Source organism: Paenarthrobacter ureafaciens, assembly GCF_004028095.1.
Classification (GTDB): Bacteria; Actinomycetota; Actinomycetes; order Actinomycetales; family Micrococcaceae; genus Arthrobacter; species Arthrobacter ureafaciens.
Window position 1 is genome coordinate 14,708 of sequence record NZ_SBHM01000010.1, and the last position, 17,216, is coordinate 31,923.

Annotated in this window: 15 protein-coding genes; 14 read left to right on the plus strand and 1 reads right to left on the minus strand. The window is 64.3% G+C overall.

Annotated features, from left to right (window positions below):
* Positions 1 to 5: 5 nt before the first annotated feature.
* From ribH to hisF, 4 genes are all read left to right on the plus strand, one after another.
* The gene (gene ribH / locus AUR_RS19600) at positions 6 to 491 is read left to right on the plus strand and encodes a 6,7-dimethyl-8-ribityllumazine synthase (RefSeq protein ID WP_062096219.1); all 486 of its coding nucleotides are present in this window, start codon (positions 6 to 8) and stop codon (positions 489 to 491) included.
* Between the two features lie 128 nt (positions 492 to 619).
* Positions 620 to 883, plus strand: a complete 264-nt coding sequence (locus AUR_RS19605) for a phosphoribosyl-ATP diphosphatase (RefSeq protein WP_018778638.1) — start codon at positions 620 to 622, stop codon at positions 881 to 883.
* Between the two features lie 96 nt (positions 884 to 979).
* Complete coding sequence (gene hisG / locus AUR_RS19610; RefSeq protein WP_021473063.1) at positions 980 to 1,840, plus strand: ATP phosphoribosyltransferase; 861 nt, start codon at positions 980 to 982, stop codon at positions 1,838 to 1,840.
* Between the two features lie 43 nt (positions 1,841 to 1,883).
* Positions 1,884 to 2,660: an imidazole glycerol phosphate synthase subunit HisF gene (hisF, locus tag AUR_RS19615; RefSeq protein ID WP_021473062.1), complete on the plus strand. Its 777-nt coding sequence runs from the start codon at positions 1,884 to 1,886 to the stop codon at positions 2,658 to 2,660.
* Between the two features lie 81 nt (positions 2,661 to 2,741).
* Here hisF and AUR_RS19620 read toward each other — a convergent pair whose 3' ends face one another.
* Entirely contained in the window at positions 2,742 to 3,386 is a 645-nt protein-coding gene (locus AUR_RS19620; RefSeq protein ID WP_021473061.1) for a TIGR03085 family metal-binding protein, read from the minus strand.
* A gap of 89 nt (positions 3,387 to 3,475) precedes the next feature.
* Here AUR_RS19620 and hisI point away from each other — a divergent pair, with 89 nt between their 5' ends.
* The 10 genes from hisI (at position 3,476) to AUR_RS19670 (ending at position 17,200) form a co-directional block, all read left to right on the plus strand.
* The gene (hisI, locus tag AUR_RS19625; RefSeq protein ID WP_021473060.1) at positions 3,476 to 3,892 is read left to right on the plus strand and encodes a phosphoribosyl-AMP cyclohydrolase; all 417 of its coding nucleotides are present in this window, start codon (positions 3,476 to 3,478) and stop codon (positions 3,890 to 3,892) included.
* Positions 3,893 to 3,949: 57 nt separating this feature from the next.
* Positions 3,950 to 5,533, plus strand: coding sequence for an anthranilate synthase component I (locus AUR_RS19630; RefSeq protein ID WP_062096227.1), 1,584 nt, complete (start codon positions 3,950 to 3,952; stop codon positions 5,531 to 5,533).
* Positions 5,530 to 6,135, plus strand: a complete 606-nt coding sequence (locus AUR_RS19635; protein WP_062096229.1) for a Trp biosynthesis-associated membrane protein — start codon at positions 5,530 to 5,532, stop codon at positions 6,133 to 6,135. The genes AUR_RS19630 and AUR_RS19635 overlap by 4 nt, the downstream gene beginning before the upstream one ends.
* A gap of 144 nt (positions 6,136 to 6,279) precedes the next feature.
* On the plus strand, positions 6,280 to 6,552 hold the full coding sequence (locus tag AUR_RS19640) for an HGxxPAAW family protein (protein WP_062096231.1): 273 nt from the start codon (positions 6,280 to 6,282) through the stop codon (positions 6,550 to 6,552).
* A 2-nt stretch (positions 6,553 to 6,554) separates the two neighbouring features.
* Positions 6,555 to 7,373, plus strand: a complete 819-nt coding sequence (trpC, locus tag AUR_RS19645; RefSeq protein WP_021473056.1) for an indole-3-glycerol phosphate synthase TrpC — start codon at positions 6,555 to 6,557, stop codon at positions 7,371 to 7,373.
* Positions 7,374 to 7,483: 110 nt separating this feature from the next.
* Positions 7,484 to 8,860: a tryptophan synthase subunit beta gene (gene trpB / locus AUR_RS19650; RefSeq protein WP_021473055.1), complete on the plus strand. Its 1,377-nt coding sequence runs from the start codon at positions 7,484 to 7,486 to the stop codon at positions 8,858 to 8,860.
* Positions 8,860 to 9,672 (plus strand): tryptophan synthase subunit alpha, encoded by an 813-nt coding sequence (gene trpA, locus AUR_RS19655; RefSeq protein ID WP_062096233.1) that lies wholly within the window; start codon positions 8,860 to 8,862, stop codon positions 9,670 to 9,672. The genes trpB and trpA overlap by 1 nt, the downstream gene beginning before the upstream one ends.
* 20 nt (positions 9,673 to 9,692) lie before the next feature.
* Complete coding sequence (gene lgt, locus AUR_RS19660) at positions 9,693 to 10,871, plus strand: prolipoprotein diacylglyceryl transferase (RefSeq protein WP_062096235.1); 1,179 nt, start codon at positions 9,693 to 9,695, stop codon at positions 10,869 to 10,871.
* Positions 10,872 to 11,136: 265 nt separating this feature from the next.
* The gene (gltB, locus tag AUR_RS19665; protein WP_062096237.1) at positions 11,137 to 15,750 is read left to right on the plus strand and encodes a glutamate synthase large subunit; all 4,614 of its coding nucleotides are present in this window, start codon (positions 11,137 to 11,139) and stop codon (positions 15,748 to 15,750) included.
* Positions 15,743 to 17,200, plus strand: a complete 1,458-nt coding sequence (locus AUR_RS19670; protein WP_062096239.1) for a glutamate synthase subunit beta — start codon at positions 15,743 to 15,745, stop codon at positions 17,198 to 17,200. The genes gltB and AUR_RS19670 overlap by 8 nt, the downstream gene beginning before the upstream one ends.
* Positions 17,201 to 17,216 lie beyond the last annotated feature (16 nt).

Sequence of the window (17,216 nt, forward strand, 5' to 3'; positions counted from 1 at the left end):
ACACAATGAGCGGACACGGCGCCCCCACCATTGACCTCACCACCCTCAACCCCGAGGAAACCTCACAGCTGAAACTGGCCATTGTTGCCGCCAGCTGGCACACCCAGATCATGGACGGCCTGGTTGACGGAGCCCTCCGCGCCGCCAAGGAAGCCGGCATTGCCGAGCCCGTCCTGCTGCGGGTTCCGGGCAGCTTCGAACTCCCGGTAGCGGCTGCCCGCCTTGCTCCGCACTTCGACGCCGTTGTTGCCCTGGGCGTCGTCATCCGCGGCGGCACCCCGCACTTCGATTACGTCTGCCAGGCCGCGACGTCGGGACTTACCGACGTGTCAGTCCGCACCGGTGTGCCCGTCGGCTTTGGCGTCCTCACCTGCGATACCGAGCAGCAGGGCCTGGACCGCGCGGGACTTCCCGGCTCCAGCGAGGACAAGGGCCATGAGGCTGTTACCGCAGCCTTGGCCACGGCAGTAACGCTCAAGCAGTTCCAGTAAAGGGCGGTGGCTGCCGCCCCCGGAATAAGGCCCGGCAAGGGGATGTGGGTGTGTGTTCACTCACATCCCCTTCGTCATCCAAGGCCCCAACAAGCGGTGGTTGCCGTGAAGGAAGTAGTCTGTAGGGCGTGAAGAATTTCGAGACGCTGTTCGCAGAACTGAGTGAGAAAGCAGCGACCCGCCCGGCAGGTTCGCGCACGGTAGCCGAACTGGACTCCGGAATCCACGGCATCGGCAAGAAGGTAGTCGAAGAAGCCGCCGAAGTGTGGATGGCTGCGGAATACGAATCCGACGAAGCCGCTGCCGAGGAAATTTCCCAGTTGCTGTACCACCTGCAGGTCCTCATGCTCGCCAAGGGCCTCAGCCTGGAGGACGTTTACAAGCATCTTTAGCCACGCCTCCCGGGCTGTGTCCTGCAGTGGAAACAACCGGGCCCGCAGCGTGGCCGATGTGCCTGAAAACCTCCAACAACAACAGAAAGTCTCCCAATGCTCCGTGTAGCAGTCCCCAACAAGGGATCCCTCTCCGAAGCCGCCTCAGCCATGTTGTCCGAGGCCGGCTACCGCCAGCGCCGCGACAACCGTGAACTGGTGATGGTCGATCCCGACAACGACATTGAGTTTTTCTTCCTCCGCCCCCGGGACATCGCGGTCTACGTTGGACAGGGAACGCTGGATGTCGGAATCACCGGCCGCGATCTCCTGCTCGATGCCCAGGTTGAAGCCGAAGAGCTCCTCCCGCTTGGCTTCGCGGCGTCCACCTTCCGCTTCGCGGGGCCCGTCGGTGACTTCTCCGCCGTCGAAGAGCTTGAAGGCAAGCGCCTGGCCACCAGCTACGACGGTCTTTTGCGCGACTATCTCGCAGAGCGCGGGGTCAACGCGAAGGTGGTCCGCCTGGATGGTGCCGTGGAATCGTCGGTGCGCCTCGGCGTCGCCGATGCCATTGCCGACGTCGTCGAAACCGGAAACACCCTCAAGGCCGCCGGGATGGAAATCTTCGGCGACCCGATCCTCCGCTCCGAAGCGGTGCTCATCCGGCGCGCAGGCAACGGCGGTGCCGCCAACGGTACTGCCAAGGAAATCGACGTCCTGATCCGCCGCCTCCAGGGCGTACTGGTGGCACGGCAGTACGTGCTCATGGACTACGACATCCGCAAGGACCTCGTGGAAGACGCCGCAGCCCTCACTCCGGGCCTGGAATCGCCCACCGTGTCGCCGCTGCGCGACTCGGAATGGGTTGCCGTGCGTTCCATGGTTCCCAAGAAGGAAACCAACCGGATCATGGATGAGCTCTACGACCTGGGCGCCCGGGCGATCCTGGTCAGCAGCATCCACGCCTGCCGTATCTGACCCGCGCTCCGATCAGCAGAACCGCAGAATTGAGGATCAGCACATGGCTGTAGCCGTACGCGTTATTCCCTGCCTGGACGTTGATGCAGGCCGGGTAGTCAAGGGCGTCAACTTCGAGGGCCTCCGGGACGCGGGGGATCCGGTGGAACTGGCGCACCGCTACGACAACGGAGGCGCCGACGAGCTGACGTTCCTGGACGTCACTGCGTCGTCCGGCAACCGCGAGACTACCTTCGACGTCGTCCGCCGGACGGCCGAGGAAGTCTTTATTCCGCTTACCGTCGGAGGCGGCGTCCGTGGCGTTGCCGAGGTGGACAAGTTGCTCCGCTTTGGTGCCGACAAGGCCTCGATCAACACCGCAGCCGTCGCCCGGCCGGAGGTCATCGACGAAATCACCCGCCACTTCGGCTCCCAGGTCCTGGTGCTGTCCGTGGATGCGCGCCGCACCCGCGAAGGCGACGCCCCGACGTCGTCGGGCTTTGAAGTCACTACCCACGGCGGCCGCAAGGGCACCGGGATCGACGCCATTGCCTGGGCGAAGGAAGCCGCGGACCGTGGCGTCGGCGAAATCCTGCTGAACTCGATCGACGCTGACGGAACCAAAGACGGATTCGACCTTGAACTCATCCGCCTGGTCCGGGCAGCCGTGAACATTCCGATCATCGCCTCCGGCGGTGCGGGGGAGCCGCAGCACTTCCCGCCCGCTGTGGAAGCAGGAGCCGACGCCGTGCTGGCTGCCTCCGTGTTCCACTTCGGACCGGACGACATGATTGCCCAAGTCAAGGCAGCGATCGCGCAGGCCGGATTCGAAGTACGTTAACCCGTACGATAACCACATAGCGTTCACAACAACGAAAGGGCCACCTTCAGGTGGCCCTTTTCGTTGTGGTTGTGCGTTTGCCTAAAGTCCGATGTCGGCCGATTGCAAAAGCGCGACGGCGTCCGGCTGACCTTCGAACGTGACCAACGCCTGGTTGGTCCGGCCGTGGGCGTGCATGATCAGCTCGCCCGGCTCTCCGACGATTGCCACCGATACGGGTGCCCGCTTGGCCACGTGGCGGGGTCCCGTGGGCCGCACGAGCACGATGCCAAGATCGACTCCGCGGTAAAGGAAAGCTGCCCGCTTGATGAGATCGTCCCAGAGGGCGTCCGAATAGGCTTCGTCCAAGGCGCGGGGCGCCCAGCGGTCACCGGCCCTGCGGATGTCCTCGGTGTGCACGAAGTATTCAATGAGGTTGGACGTTTCGTCGAGGGCTTTGATCCTCAGCGGCGAAAGGGCCGGCGGGCCTGCCCGGAACGCCTTGACCAGCTTGGCGTAGTCCTCGGCAGTCTTCAGCTTGGAAGCCAGCTTGGCCGTCGCCTTGTCCGACGCTTTCCCGAGGCTTGGGATCAACAGCCCGATGCCCACGGATGCTTTGCGTTCACGCAGGTATAAGTGGGCGGCAAGATCGCGCGTCAGCCACCCTTCACAGAGCGTGGGGGAGTCAGGTCCGGCCGCCAGCAAGGTTTCGGCCAGTACTTCTCGGGAAGGATCGACGAAATGCATCACTTGTGAAACTAGCACGATCGAGCCGCTGTTGCGCAGAGGAACCGCCGCAGGAACCGGGCCCCGGCAAAGGCACTAGACTTGATCTGATGTCTGAGCAGTCCACCCCCAGCCCAACTCCCGCCGCGGAGGCAGCGAGCGACCCCGCCGCAACCCTGCCGCAGGAGATTTCCAGCGCGCTCAAGCGCGATCCTGCAGGCCTTGTAGCCGCCATCGTCCAGCAGCATGACACCAACGAGGTCCTCATGCTGGGCTGGATGGATGACGAAGCTCTTCGGCGCACGATGACCACCGGTCGTGTCACTTTCTACTCCCGTTCGCGCCAGGAATACTGGCGCAAGGGCGACACTTCCGGGCATGTCCAGTTCGTGAAGTCTGTCGCCCTTGACTGCGACGGCGATGCCCTTCTGGTCCGGGTGGACCAAGTGGGCGCTGCCTGCCATACGGGAACCCGGACCTGCTTCGACGGACGCGAGCTGACCGTCGTCGCCGGCAACCGTGACTAGGGCCCCCATCCTTAACCACTGACTCACCACCTCACACAAAGGCGGAAAGATATAGCCATGCAGGACCTTGGAATCATCAGCCCGGGTCTGGAAGAGTTCCGGAAACTCGCCGCCCACAGCCGTGTCATCCCCGTTCGACTCAAAGTACTGGCCGACGCCGAGACACCCATCGGCCTCTACCGGAAGCTGGCGCAGGGCCAACCCGGCACCTTCCTGATGGAGTCCGCTGCCGTCGGCGGCTCATGGTCCCGTTACTCCTTCATTGGTGCCAAGTCCCGCGCCACCCTGACCACCAAAGACGGAAACGCGCACTGGATTGGCCAGCCGCCGGTGGGTGTCCCGACGTCCGGCAACCCCGTGGAAGCCGTCCGCGACACCATCGCGGCACTGCAAACCGACCGTTTTGAAGGCCTGCCTCCCTTCACGTCCGGCCTGGTGGGCTTCCTCGGCTGGGAGACAGTGCGCCACTGGGAGCGCTTGACCTCCCCGCCCGAGGACGATCTGCAGTTGCCGGAGATGGCCCTGAACCTCGTGACGGACATGGCCGTGCATGACAATGTGGACGGAACGGTCCTGCTCATTGCCAATGCGATCAACTTCGACAACAGCTCCGAGCGCGTGGACGAGGCATGGCACGACGCCGTGGCACGGGTCAAGGCGTTGCTGGAGCAGATCAGCACGCCCGTCGCCCAGCCGGTCTCCGTGCTGGAAAGCGCCGCCTTGGACTTCGCTTCCAGCGTGCAGGAGCGTTGGGACGAGAACCAGTACCTGGAAGCCATTGACCGCGGCAAGGAAGCCATTGTTGATGGTGAAGTCTTCCAGGTGGTCATCTCGCGCCGGTTCGAAATGGAATGCGCCGCTGATCCCCTGGATGTCTACAGGGTCCTGCGCAATACCAACCCGAGCCCGTACATGTACATTTTCAGCCTCGCCGATGCCGACGGCCGGGAGTACTCAATTGTGGGTTCGTCCCCGGAGGCGCTGGTCACCGTGACCGGCGGTGAAGTCATCACCCATCCGATTGCAGGTTCGCGTCCCCGGGGCAAGACCGTGGAAGCCGACAAGGCCCTTGCCACGGAGCTGCTGGCTGACCAAAAGGAACGCGCGGAGCACCTGATGCTGGTGGACCTGTCCAGGAACGACCTCTCCAAGGTGTGCGTGGCTGGAACCGTGGATGTCACCCAGTTCATGGAGGTGGAGCGCTTCAGCCACATCATGCATTTGGTCTCCACCGTGGTGGGAGAGCTGGCTCCCGACGCCAAGGCGTATGACGTCCTCAAGGCGACCTTCCCTGCGGGGACCCTGTCCGGTGCCCCCAAGCCCCGTGCTTTGCGCCTCCTGGACGAGCTTGAACCACACCGTCGCGGAATCTACGGCGGGGTGGTGGGATACCTCGACTTCGCCGGCGACATGGATATGGCCATTGCCATTCGCTCTGCCCTGCTGCGCGAAGGACGGGCCTACGTGCAGGCCGGCGGAGGCATCGTCGCCGATTCGCACAAGCCGTCCGAGGCCTTGGAAACCGTCAACAAGGCGGCAGCACCCCTGCGCGCGGTCCACACCGCCGGCTCGCTGCACAACATCGCTGCTGACGGCGTGGGCGAGGCCGGAGCCGACGAGGACGGAAGTCCTGCACCGTGACGGCAAAGGCGCAAGACAAGACCACCGGCGTTGAGCGGCGGTGGACCCGGAAATCGACCGTGGTCCTGGCCACCGTGATTCTGGCCTTCGCGGTCTTCGGCACTACTACGCAGACGTGGATCGAGGTCCGCTTGGACCCGGCTGCCGTGTCCAACAGCAACCTCCAAGTACCCGGCAACAAGGCCGCCACCGCAGTAACAGCCCTGGCGCTCGTAGCCTTGGCCGGTGCCCTTGCGGCGTCCATCGCCGGAAGGATTGCCCGGTGGATCATTGCGGTGATCATCGGGTTGTCGGCTGTCGGTACCATCCTGGCTGCCGGGACGGTCCTCGGTGATCCGTTGGGTGCCGCACAAGGTTCCATCGCTGCAGCAACCGGCGTCTCCGGCGGGCAGGCCGCAGTGAGCACCACGGTGTTTCCTGTGCTTGCCGTTGCTGCGGCCGCACTCCTGGCAGGCTGCGCCGTGTGGCTCCCGTTGGCCGGGCGCCATTGGAAGACCAGGACCAAGTACGACGCCGCCGCCCTCGCAGGGGAGCGCGGCACCGGTCCGGTCGATGAGATCGACAGTTGGGACAGCCTTTCCCGCGGGGAAGACCCTACGTAAGCGGCGTGTCCGGCGCGGGGGCCGCCGTCGAACATCAACTTCCGCAACAAAAGGGCCCGGCACTCGCCCTGACGTCGGTCGATGTCCCGGCCATGGCCAATAAATGGCAGAATGTAAGCAGTATTCATCCCGAGGAGATTCCACATGAGCAAAACCACAGCGTCCGCCAACCAAGCCGAGTCCGCCATGGCCAGCCACGCTGATGCCATCGGCCACGGAAACAGCCCGGCTGCCTGGACCTGCGTGATTGTGATGCTGGTCGGCGCCCTCGTTGCCTCCATCGCTTTCGTGATTGCCAGCACGCCCATCTTCATCGGCGGCATCGCAGTCATGGTCATCGGCCTGATTGTTGGTTGGGCCATGCGTAAGGCCGGCTACGGAGTGGGTGGCAGCAAGCTGCAGAACAACGGCCACTAATCGTGACCGTTCTTGACGACATCATCGTCGGCGTCAAGGAGGACATGGAGGCCCGTCGGCGGCTTGTTTCTCCCCTTGAGCTGAAGGACCGCGTAGCGGCAGCCGCCCCGGCACGTGATGCCTGGGCAGCGCTCGGCGGACCCTCCGCCACGCGCGAAGACCTGAAGGTCATCGCGGAGATCAAGCGGCGCAGCCCCTCCAAGGGTGACCTTGCACCGATCGAGGATCCGGCGTCCCTCGCCGCGCAGTACGAAGACGGCGGTGCGTCCGTCATCAGCGTGCTGACGGAGCAACGCCGATTCGGCGGATCGCTGGCCGACCTGGATGCCGTTCGCGCCACCGTGAACATCCCCCTGCTCCGCAAGGACTTCACGGTTGACGAATACCAGATCTGGGAAGCCCGTGCCCACGGCGCCGACCTTATCCTGCTGATCGTCGCCGCGCTGTCCGATGCCCAACTGGCGGACTACAGCGCACTCAGCCGGGAACTTGGCATGAACGTCCTGGTGGAAACCCACACCGAGCAGGAAATTGAACGCGCCGTCGCGGCCAATGCCCGCATCATTGGCGTCAACGTCCGCAACTTGAAAACGCTCGACGTCGACCGCTCCCTTTTCGCCTCGCTCGCCGGTCTTATTCCGGCTGAGGCGGTCATTGTCGCGGAGTCGGGCGTGCGCAGTGCCGATGACGTTTCGCACTACGCCGCGAGTGGCGCCAACGCCATCCTCGTCGGTGAAGCGTTGGTCAGCGACGCCACACCGCGGGAACGCATCAACGAATTCAAAGCAGCTGGTGCTGCTGCCATCGCTGTCAGGAACTGAGACGCACCTGAAGCAAGGCGTTAGCTACGAGGCAGCCCGGACTGTGGTCCGAGGCTGCCTTGTGGCACGTGAATACCCATTGAACTAACTGGAACAGGACGGTGAGACTGATGGTGGACGCGCCAACAGCCAACTCGGAAGAGAATGCGGCCGACGCATTCCTGCAAGGTGGCATTTCGCTGCGCAACGCTGCCGGCCCGTACTTCGGCAAGTACGGCGGCCGCTGGATGCCTGAATCGCTCATCGCTGCCTTGGACGAGGTCCAGGACACGTTCGAGAAAGCCAAGGCCGATCCTGATTTCCTTGCCGAACTGAAGGACCTCAACAAGAACTACTCCGGCCGTCCGTCGCTGTTGACCGAAGCCAAGCGTTTCTCCCAGCATGCCGGTGGCGCTCGGATCTTCCTCAAGCGCGAGGACCTCAACCACACCGGATCGCACAAGATCAACAACGTCCTGGGCCAGGCCCTCCTTGCCAAGCGCATGGGCAAGACCCGCGTCATCGCCGAGACCGGCGCCGGCCAGCACGGCGTTGCCAGCGCGACTGCCGCAGCCCTGCTGGGGTTGGAGTGCGTGGTGTACATGGGCGCCGAGGACTGCCGCCGCCAGGCCCTCAACGTGGCCCGCATGCAGCTCCTTGGAGCCACCGTAGTGCCGGTAACCAACGGTTCCCAGACGCTGAAGGACGCCATCAACGACGCCCTGCGTGACTGGGTCGCCAACGTGGACAACACCCACTACCTGCTGGGTACTGCGGCAGGGGCCCACCCGTTCCCCGCGATGGTCCGCTTCTTCCATGAAGTGATCGGCGAGGAAGCCCGCGCCCAGATCCTCGAACAGACCGGCAAACTCCCGGACGCCATCTGCGCCTGCATCGGCGGCGGCTCCAACGCGATCGGCCTGTTCCACAGTTTCCTGGACGACGCTTCCGTGAAAATCTACGGCTTCGAGGCCGGAGGCGAAGGCCTGGAAACGGGACGACACGCTGCAGCGATTTCCTTGGGACGTCCGGGTGTGCTGCACGGTGCCCGTTCCTACCTCATGCAGGACGAGGACGGCCAGACGGTCGAGTCGCACTCGATCTCCGCCGGCCTGGACTACCCGAGTGTCGGACCCGAACACTCCTACCTTGCCGACATCGGCCGGGTGACCTACGAGCCCATCACGGACACGGAAGCAATGGATGCGTTCAGCCTCCTCTGCCGGACCGAAGGCATTATTCCCGCGATCGAGTCCTCGCACGCCCTCGCCGGGGCCATCAAGGTGGGCCAACGACTCACGGCGGGCAAGGAGAACCCGGCCGAGGTGACCATCATCGTCAACCTCTCCGGACGCGGCGACAAGGACGTGGAGACCGCTGCGGCATGGTTCAACATGCTCGACGAAGAAGGCCACGTCAAGGGCACCACACTGTCCACCCGCAAGCCCAAGGGGCCCACGGAGCACACCTCCGAAGCTGCCGTGGATGTCAACGAGGACCAGAACTGATGACCGAGCAATTCCAGAGCAAGTCCGCTGCGGCGATCGACCGTGCCAAGTCCGAGGGGCGTGCCGCCCTCATCGGGTACTTGCCGGCCGGCTACCCCACGGTCCAGGACAGCATCGACGCCGGTATTGCGTTGGCCCGCAACGGCGCTGACCTGATCGAGATCGGCATCCCTTACTCCGATCCCGTCATGGACGGCCCCGTCATCCAGGCAGCTACTACCGAAGCCATCAACAACGGTTTCCGGGTTTCCCACGTGTTTGACGTCGTTGCCGGCATTACGGCGGCAACGGATGCCGCAGTCCTGGTGATGACCTACTGGAACCCTGTGATGCGCATGGGTGTTGACGAGTTCTCCCGCCGTCTGGCAGAAGCCGGGGGAGCAGGCCTCATTACCCCGGACCTCATTCCCGACGAAGCCGCTGAATGGTTTGAAGCCTCGGACAAGTACGGCCTGGACCGCGTGTTCCTGGTGGCCCCGTCCTCCACTCCCGAGCGCTTGGACATGACAGTCAAGGCGAGCCGTGGATTCGTCTACGGCGTTTCCATCATGGGTGTCACGGGTGCCCGCCAGTCGGTCAGCAGCAGCGCGGAGGACGTGGTGGCACGGGCGCACGCGGCGGGAGCCGAGCGTGTCTGCGTGGGCCTGGGTGTTTCCAACCCTGACCACGTCCGCGAGATAGCCGCGTATGCCGATGGCGTGATCGTCGGCACTGCCCTGGTGGCGGCCCTGCGCGATGGCGGCGTGGACGCCGTCGGGCAACTCACCAAGAACCTCAGCGCCGGCTTGGGCCGCGCAGCTGCAGACGCCTAGGAAAAGGAACAGCGACGCACATGCACAACGTCCTCCACGCAGCGGCCATGGTCCCGATGAGCATCCCGAGCCCATCGTGGTCCGGATTCGACATTCCGCTCCCGTGGGGGACGTTGCGCATCCACGCCTACGCCTTGTGCATCCTTGCCGGGATCATCGTTGGCCTGTGGCTCACCTCGGTCCGCTGGAAGCGTCGCGGCACTCCGGAGGGCAGCTTGTGGGATATTGCCATCTGGGCGATTCCCCTGGGAATCATCGGCGGCCGGCTCTACCACGTGTTCTCGTCACCGGACGCCTACTTCGGCCCGGGCTTTGACGGCACAGGTGACTTGTCCCTGATTCCGCAAATACAGCGGGGCGGCCTGGGAATCTGGGGCGCGGTGCTCTTGGGCGCCGTCGGTGCCTGGATTGGCTGCCGGCGGGCCGGGGTCAAGCTGACCGCCTTCCTGGATGCGGCAGCTCCGGGACTCCTGCTGGCGCAGGCGATCGGCCGCTGGGGCAACTGGTTCAACCAGGAACTGTTCGGCGCCCCGACGACGCTTCCCTGGGGGCTGCAGATTGATCCGGCCAACGCGAACTTCCCGGCCGGCATGGCTGCCGATACCCTCTTCCACCCCACCTTCCTCTATGAGTTCCTGTGGAACCTCGCAGGCGTCGGCATCCTGTTGCTCCTTGACCGCAGGTTCAATTTCCGGAAGGGACGCCTGTTCTGGCTCTACGCGATGTACTACACCGTGGGCCGCGTATGGATCGAGGCGCTGAGGATAGACGATGCCGAGCAGATCAGCCTCTTCGGTATCACCACCCGGCTTAACGTATGGACCAGTATTTTCGTGTTCCTAGCGGCACTGGTGATCTTCCTCCTGCTGGGCAGGGGAGGGCGCCCGGTGCCTGACAGCCCCTATCTGCCGGGCAAGGAGCCGTCCCCGGAGGCTACTTCCGAGGCGTCCTCCCGGTCCGCCGGGGATGCCTCGACGGTGACGAGCGTCACGAGTCATGATGCGGACCGATCTGTCTCAGATAGTGGTTCCCGTGATAATCTCCCAGATAACCAAAGCGATCCGGGCCACGTTGACCAGCCGCAGGAAGCAGCAGGGGATTCCGGCCGAGGCACCCAGGCCACGACGGAATCGGAATCTGCTGGTACTGCCGCGAGGAAGGCCCCCGGATCTTCGCCGGAAGGTGACGTCACCAAGTAGTCGCGTCCGGCAAAAAGGGGCAACAGAGTCACCGCTCGTAGGGCCCAGTCCACAGCGTCGTGGCACCCCGGAATCCGGATCGCAAAACACACCGATGTTCACCGGTCTTGCCGGGGCCAGTGGTCTGCCCAGCTGTTCAGCTGAGTTGACTGGCTGGCCTACAATTTCCATTAACTAGCGCTTTGTTGTGCCCATCACAAGGGCCTGCAAGGTGGGGCCAACGTTGTCCCTTCCATACGCACGATCTCGAGGAAGGACGTCTCCCATGACCCATCTTCATAACCCCGGATGGTCCGAAAAAATCGAACCCCAGGGTGCCATGTCTCCGTTCAAGCGCTTCGCTGCGCTGCCGGAGGCGCAGGGTCTCTACAACCCTGATGCGGAGAAGGACGCCTGCGGCCTGGCCATTATTGCCACGCTCCGCGGGGAACCGGGATACGACATCGTGGAAGCGGCCCTGACCGCCCTCCGCAATCTCGAACACCGCGGCGCTGTCGGCGCCGACGAGGGAACCGGTGACGGCGCGGGCCTGCTCATGCAGATCCCCGACGAGTTCTTCCGCGCAGTGGCTGAATTCGAACTCCCGGCGCCCGGCCAGTACGTCGTCGGTACCGCATTCCTTCCTGCCGAGTCACGTGAAGCTGCGACGGCGAAAGCCGGCATCGAAGCATTGGCCGCCGATGAGGGCCTCAAGGTCCTCGGCTGGCGCGAAGTGCCTGTGGTCGCCGACCTGGTCGGTGCCATGGCACGGGCATGCATGCCGTACTTCTCCCAGCCCTTCCTGGCCTCTGCTACCGGCGAGCAGCTGGAGCGCAATGAGCTGGACTCCCGTGCCTGGCGGATCCGCAAGCGCGCGCAGAACAAGTTCGGCGTCTACTTCCCGTCGCTCTCCTCGCGGACCATCGTCTACAAGGGCATGCTGACCACGGCGCAGCTCGAGCCGTTCTACCCCGATCTTTCGGACAAGCGCTTCAAGACGAAGCTTGCGATCGTCCACTCGCGCTTCTCCACCAATACGTTCCCGTCATGGCCCTTGGCGCAGCCGTTCCGCACCATTGCCCACAACGGAGAGATCAACACGGTCAAGGGCAACCGCAACTGGATGCGTGCCCGCCAGTCGCAGCTGGCCAGCCCGCTGTTGGGCGACACCCCTGAAGAGCTGTACCCGATCTGCACCCCCGGCGCCTCGGACTCGGCATCCTTCGACGAGGTGGCCGAACTGCTCTGGCTCTCCGGCCGCCCCATTACGCACTCGATCATGATGATGATCCCGGAGGCGTGGGAGAACCACGCCACCATGGATCCGGCACGCCGTGCGTTCTACGAATACCACTCCCTGCTGATGGAACCCTGGGACGGTCCTGCCGCAGTGTCCTTCACCGACGGCAACCTCGTCGGCGCCACCCTGGACCGCAACGGCCTGCGTCCTGGCCGCTACTGGATCACCGAAGACGGCCTTGTTGTCTTCGCATCCGAGGTGGGCGTTATTGAAGTCGAGCCCTCCAACGTTGTGAAGAAGGGCCGCGTTGCGCCCGGCAAGATGTTCCTTGTGGACACCGAAGCCGGCCGCATCATCGATGACTCCGAGGTCAAGGCAGAGGTAGCAGCTGCGAACCCGTGGGCCGAGTGGCTCAAGGACAACCTGATCGACATCAACGAGCTCCCCGAGCGCGAACACGTCCTGCACACCGCAGCGTCGGTCAACATCCGCCAGCGCACCTTCGGCTACACCACCGAAGAGCTCAAGATCCTGCTCGGGCCCATGGCCCGCACCGGCGCCGAACCCCTCGGCGCCATGGGATCCGATACCCCGGTTGCTGTGCTGTCCAAGCGCCCCCGCCTGCTGTTCGACTACTTTGTGCAGTCGTTCGCCCAGGTGACCAACCCGCCGCTGGATGCCATCCGCGAGGAACTCGTGACCTCGCTGAAGTGTGCCATCGGCCCGAACGGCAACCTCCTGGACGGCAAGCAGGTCCGCCAGCCGCAGATCTCCCTGCCGTTCCCGGTGATCAACAACGATCAGCTGGCCAAGATCGCGAACATCGAAAACCCCGACGGCGACCGCATCGCCATGAAGGTACGCGGCCTCTACCGCCCCGAAGGTGGAGAAGCTGCGCTGCGTGCCCGGCTGACCGAGATCTGCGAACAGGTTTCCGGTGCCATCAACCGCGGCGTCCAGTACATCGTGCTCTCCGACCGCGACTCGAACGCCCAGTGGGCCCCCATTCCGTCGCTCCTGCTGGTCAGCGCCGTGCACCACCACCTGCTCCGCAGCGCGAACCGCACCAAGACGGCGCTCGTGGTGGAAGCCGGCGACGTCCGCGAGACCCACCACGTGGCAGTGCTGATCGGTTACGGCGCCTCCGCCGTGAACCCGTACCTTGCCATGGAGTCGGTGGAACAGCTGATTGCCAACGGCGACGTTGTTGGAGTGACGCCCGAAGATGGCGTCTACAACCTCATCAAGGGCCTCGGCAAGGGTGTCCTGAAGATCATGTCCAAGATGGGCATTTCCACGGTGGCTTCCTACACCGGCGCCCAGACCTTCGAGGCACTGGGCCTGTCCCAGGAACTCGTGGACGAATTCTTCTCCGGCACCCACTCCCAACTGGGAGGCGTCGGCTTGGATGTCATCGCCGCGGAAGTTTCCGCACGGCACCAGATGGCCTACCCCGACGGCGGCATCGAACAGCCGCACCGTCCGCTCCTGGGTGGCGGCGAGTACCAGTGGCGCCGCGACGGCGAACCGCACCTCTTCAACCCGGAGACGGTGTTCCGCCTGCAGCACGCCACCCGCGAACGCCGGTACGACATCTTCAAGTCCTACACCAAGGGCGTTGACGACCAGTCCGAGAACCTGATGACCTTGCGTGGCCTGCTGAAATTCAAGGCCGGCGTCCGTCCTTCGGTTCCGCTCGAGGAAGTGGAGCCCGTCTCCAGCATCGTCAAGCGTTTCTCCACGGGTGCCATGAGCTACGGCTCCATCTCCAAGGAAGCGCACGAGACACTGGCGATCGCCATGAACCGCCTGGGCGCCAAGTCCAACACGGGCGAAGGCGGCGAGGACGTCGAACGCCTGCTTGACCCGGAGCGCCGCTCTGCCATCAAGCAGATTGCGTCCGGCCGCTTTGGCGTGACCAGCCTCTACCTGACCAACGCCGACGACATCCAGATCAAGATGGCGCAGGGTGCGAAGCCCGGTGAAGGCGGCCAGCTGATGGCACAAAAGGTCTACCCGTGGGTGGCCCGGACCCGCCACTCCACGCCCGGCGTCGGACTTATCTCCCCGCCCCCGCACCACGACATCTACTCGATCGAAGACCTCGCGCAGCTCATCTACGATGCCAAGCGCGCCAACCCTTCGGCCCGGGTGCATGTGAAGCTTGTTTCGGAAGTCGGGATCGGCACTGTGGCGTCCGGCGTCACCAAGGCGAAGGCCGACGTCGTGCTGGTTTCAGGGCACGACGGCGGTACCGGCGCCTCGCCGCTGAACTCGCTCAAGCATGCGGGTGTGCCGTGGGAACTCGGCCTGGCCGAGACCCAGCAGACCCTGATGCTCAACGGCCTCCGCGACCGTGTTGTGGTCCAGGTTGACGGACAGCTTAAGACCGGCCGCGACGTCGTGATCGCTGCACTGCTGGGCGGTGAGGAGTTCGGCTTTGCCACCGCTCCGCTGGTGGTTGAAGGCTGCATCATGATGCGCGTCTGCCACCTGGACACCTGTCCCGTGGGCGTTGCCACGCAGAACCCCGAACTCCGTGCGCGCTTCAACGGCAAGCCCGAGTTCGTGGTCAACTTCTTCGAGTTCCTCGCAGAAGAAGTCCGCGAAATCCTGGCTGAGCTCGGCTTCCGCAGCCTCGAAGAGGCGATCGGCCACTCCGAGGTCCTGGATACCCGCGACGCGATCGACCACTGGAAGGCAGACGGACTGGATCTCGATCCGATCCTGCACGGCCTCGAGTTCGACGACGACGTGCCGCTGCGCAACATGGTGGGCCAGAACCACGAGCTGGACAAGCACTTCGACCAGCGGCTGATCACCATGGCACAGGAAGCCCTGAGCGACCGCATGCCCGTGAAAATCACCCTGGACGTCATCAACACGGACCGTTCCGTGGGCACGATGCTGGGCCACGTGGTGACCAAGACGTTCGGTACGGACCTCTTGGCAACCGACACGATCGACGTCACCCTCAACGGCACCGCCGGGCAGTCGCTTGGCGCGTTCCTTCCGGCCGGTATCACCCTGCGCATGTTCGGCGATTCCAATGACTACGTTGGCAAGGGCCTGTCCGGTGGACGCATCATCGTCCGCCCCGACCGCACCAACGTGTTCCAGGCGGAGCGGAACGTCATTGCCGGCAACGTCATCGGATACGGTGCGACCAGCGGCGAGATGTTCCTCCGCGGTCAGGTGGGCGAACGCTTCCTGGTCCGCAACTCCGGTGCGACAGCCGTCGTCGAAGGTATTGGCGACCATGGTTGCGAGTACATGACCGGTGGCCAGACGCTGATCATCGGACGCACCGGGCGTAACTTCGGTGCCGGAATGTCCGGAGGCACCGCCTACGTGCTGGACCTGCAGCCCGAGCGTGTCAACAAGGACGCCCTGGACTCCGGCGAGCTCCAACTCCTGGAGCTCGATGCCGAAGACCGCGACATCGTGCACGGCCTCCTCACCAAGCACCTTGAGGAGACCGAATCCGTCCTGGCCGGCCGTCTGCTCGAAAACTTCGACGACACCGCCGCCCGCATCACCAAGGTACTGCCGCGCGATTACGCTGCAGTCCTGCAAACCCGACTCAACGCCATCGAAGAAGGCCTCGACCCCGACGGCGAAGAAGTATGGTCTCGAATCCTGGAGGTAACCGGTGGCTGATCCACGCGGATTTCTGAAAGTCCGGCAGCGCGAAACGCAGCCACGCCGTCCCGTTCCCGTCCGCATCATGGACTGGAAGGAAGTGTACGAAGCCCAGGAAAAGGGCGTCCTGAAGAGCCAGGCCGGCCGTTGCATGGACTGCGGCATTCCCTTCTGCCACCAAGGCTGCCCGCTGGGGAACCTCATCCCCGAGTGGAACGACCTCATGTGGCGGGACAAGGGTGAAGAAGCGATCGAGCGACTCCACGCCACGAACAACTTCCCCGAGTTCACGGGCCGCCTGTGCCCGGCGCCGTGCGAAGCTTCGTGCGTGCTCGGCATCAACCAGCCGGCTGTCACCATCAAGCAGGTTGAGGTCTCCATCATTGATGAGGCTTTCGACAACGACTGGGTACACCCGCTTCCGCCCACCCGCCTCACCGGCAAGACGGTCGCCGTCGTTGGTTCCGGCCCGGCGGGCCTGGCAGCTGCCCAGCAGCTGACCCGCGTTGGCCACACCGTTGCCGTCTACGAGCGTGACGACAAGATCGGCGGCCTCCTCCGCTACGGCATCCCCGACTTCAAAATGGAGAAGGAACAAGTTGACCGCCGCCTGGAGCAGATGAAGGCCGAAGGCACCCGTTTCCGTACCGGAGTGGCCGTTGGTACCGACGTCACCTGGGAGCAGCTCCGCCGTCGTTATGACGCCGTGGTTGTTGCTACCGGTGCCACCGTTCCCCGCGACCTGCCCATCCCGGGCCGCGACCTTGACGGCGTCCACTTCGCCATGGATTACCTCGTCCCGGCCAACCGTGTGGTGGCGGGGGAGAACCCCGCGAACCACATCGATGCCCGCGGCAAGCACGTGGTGATCCTTGGTGGCGGCGACACCGGCGCCGACTGCATCGGTACCGCGCACCGCCAGCAGGCAGCATCCGTGACGACGCTCGCAATCGGCAAGCAGCCGCCGTCGGAGCGTGCCGCACACCAACCGTGGCCGACGTTCCCCACGCTTTTCGAGGTGGCCAGCGCCCACGAAGAAGGCGGCGAACGCACGTACCTGGCGTCCACCGTTGAGTTCGTTGGCGAAAACGGCAAGCTCACGGGCGTGAAGGTTGCCGAGACAGAATTCGTTGACGGCAAGCGTCTCCCCAAGGCCGGAACCGAGCGGGTCATCCCCGCGGACCTCGTGTTCCTCAGCCTTGGTTTCACCGGCCCTGAACCGGCCGGTATCACCGAACAAGTAAGTGCAGAGTTTGACGGTCGTGGCAACGTTGCCCGCGATGGCTACTACATGACGAACACCGAGGGCGTGTTTGTTGCCGGCGATGCCGGGCGTGGCCAGTCTCTGATTGTGTGGGCCATCGCGGAAGGCCGTGCTTGCGCGGCCGCCGTGGATAAGTTCCTCATGGGAAGCACCATCCTGCCGGCGCCGGTCGCCCCCACAGACCGGGCAATCGCGGTCTTATAGCGCCGGAAGGAACTTT

Coding starts and splice junctions, on each gene's coding strand:
- ribH (WP_062096219.1), top strand. CDS start 6: ATGAGCGGACACGGCGCCCCCACCATTGACCTCACCACCCTCAACCCC.
- hisG (WP_021473063.1), top strand. CDS start 980: ATGCTCCGTGTAGCAGTCCCCAACAAGGGATCCCTCTCCGAAGCCGCC.
- hisF (WP_021473062.1), top strand. CDS start 1,884: ATGGCTGTAGCCGTACGCGTTATTCCCTGCCTGGACGTTGATGCAGGC.
- AUR_RS19620 (WP_021473061.1), bottom strand. CDS start 3,386: ATGCATTTCGTCGATCCTTCCCGAGAAGTACTGGCCGAAACCTTGCTG.
- hisI (WP_021473060.1), top strand. CDS start 3,476: ATGTCTGAGCAGTCCACCCCCAGCCCAACTCCCGCCGCGGAGGCAGCG.
- AUR_RS19630 (WP_062096227.1), top strand. CDS start 3,950: ATGCAGGACCTTGGAATCATCAGCCCGGGTCTGGAAGAGTTCCGGAAA.
- AUR_RS19640 (WP_062096231.1), top strand. CDS start 6,280: ATGAGCAAAACCACAGCGTCCGCCAACCAAGCCGAGTCCGCCATGGCC.
- trpB (WP_021473055.1), top strand. CDS start 7,484: ATGGTGGACGCGCCAACAGCCAACTCGGAAGAGAATGCGGCCGACGCA.
- trpA (WP_062096233.1), top strand. CDS start 8,860: ATGACCGAGCAATTCCAGAGCAAGTCCGCTGCGGCGATCGACCGTGCC.
- lgt (WP_062096235.1), top strand. CDS start 9,693: ATGCACAACGTCCTCCACGCAGCGGCCATGGTCCCGATGAGCATCCCG.
- gltB (WP_062096237.1), top strand. CDS start 11,137: ATGACCCATCTTCATAACCCCGGATGGTCCGAAAAAATCGAACCCCAG.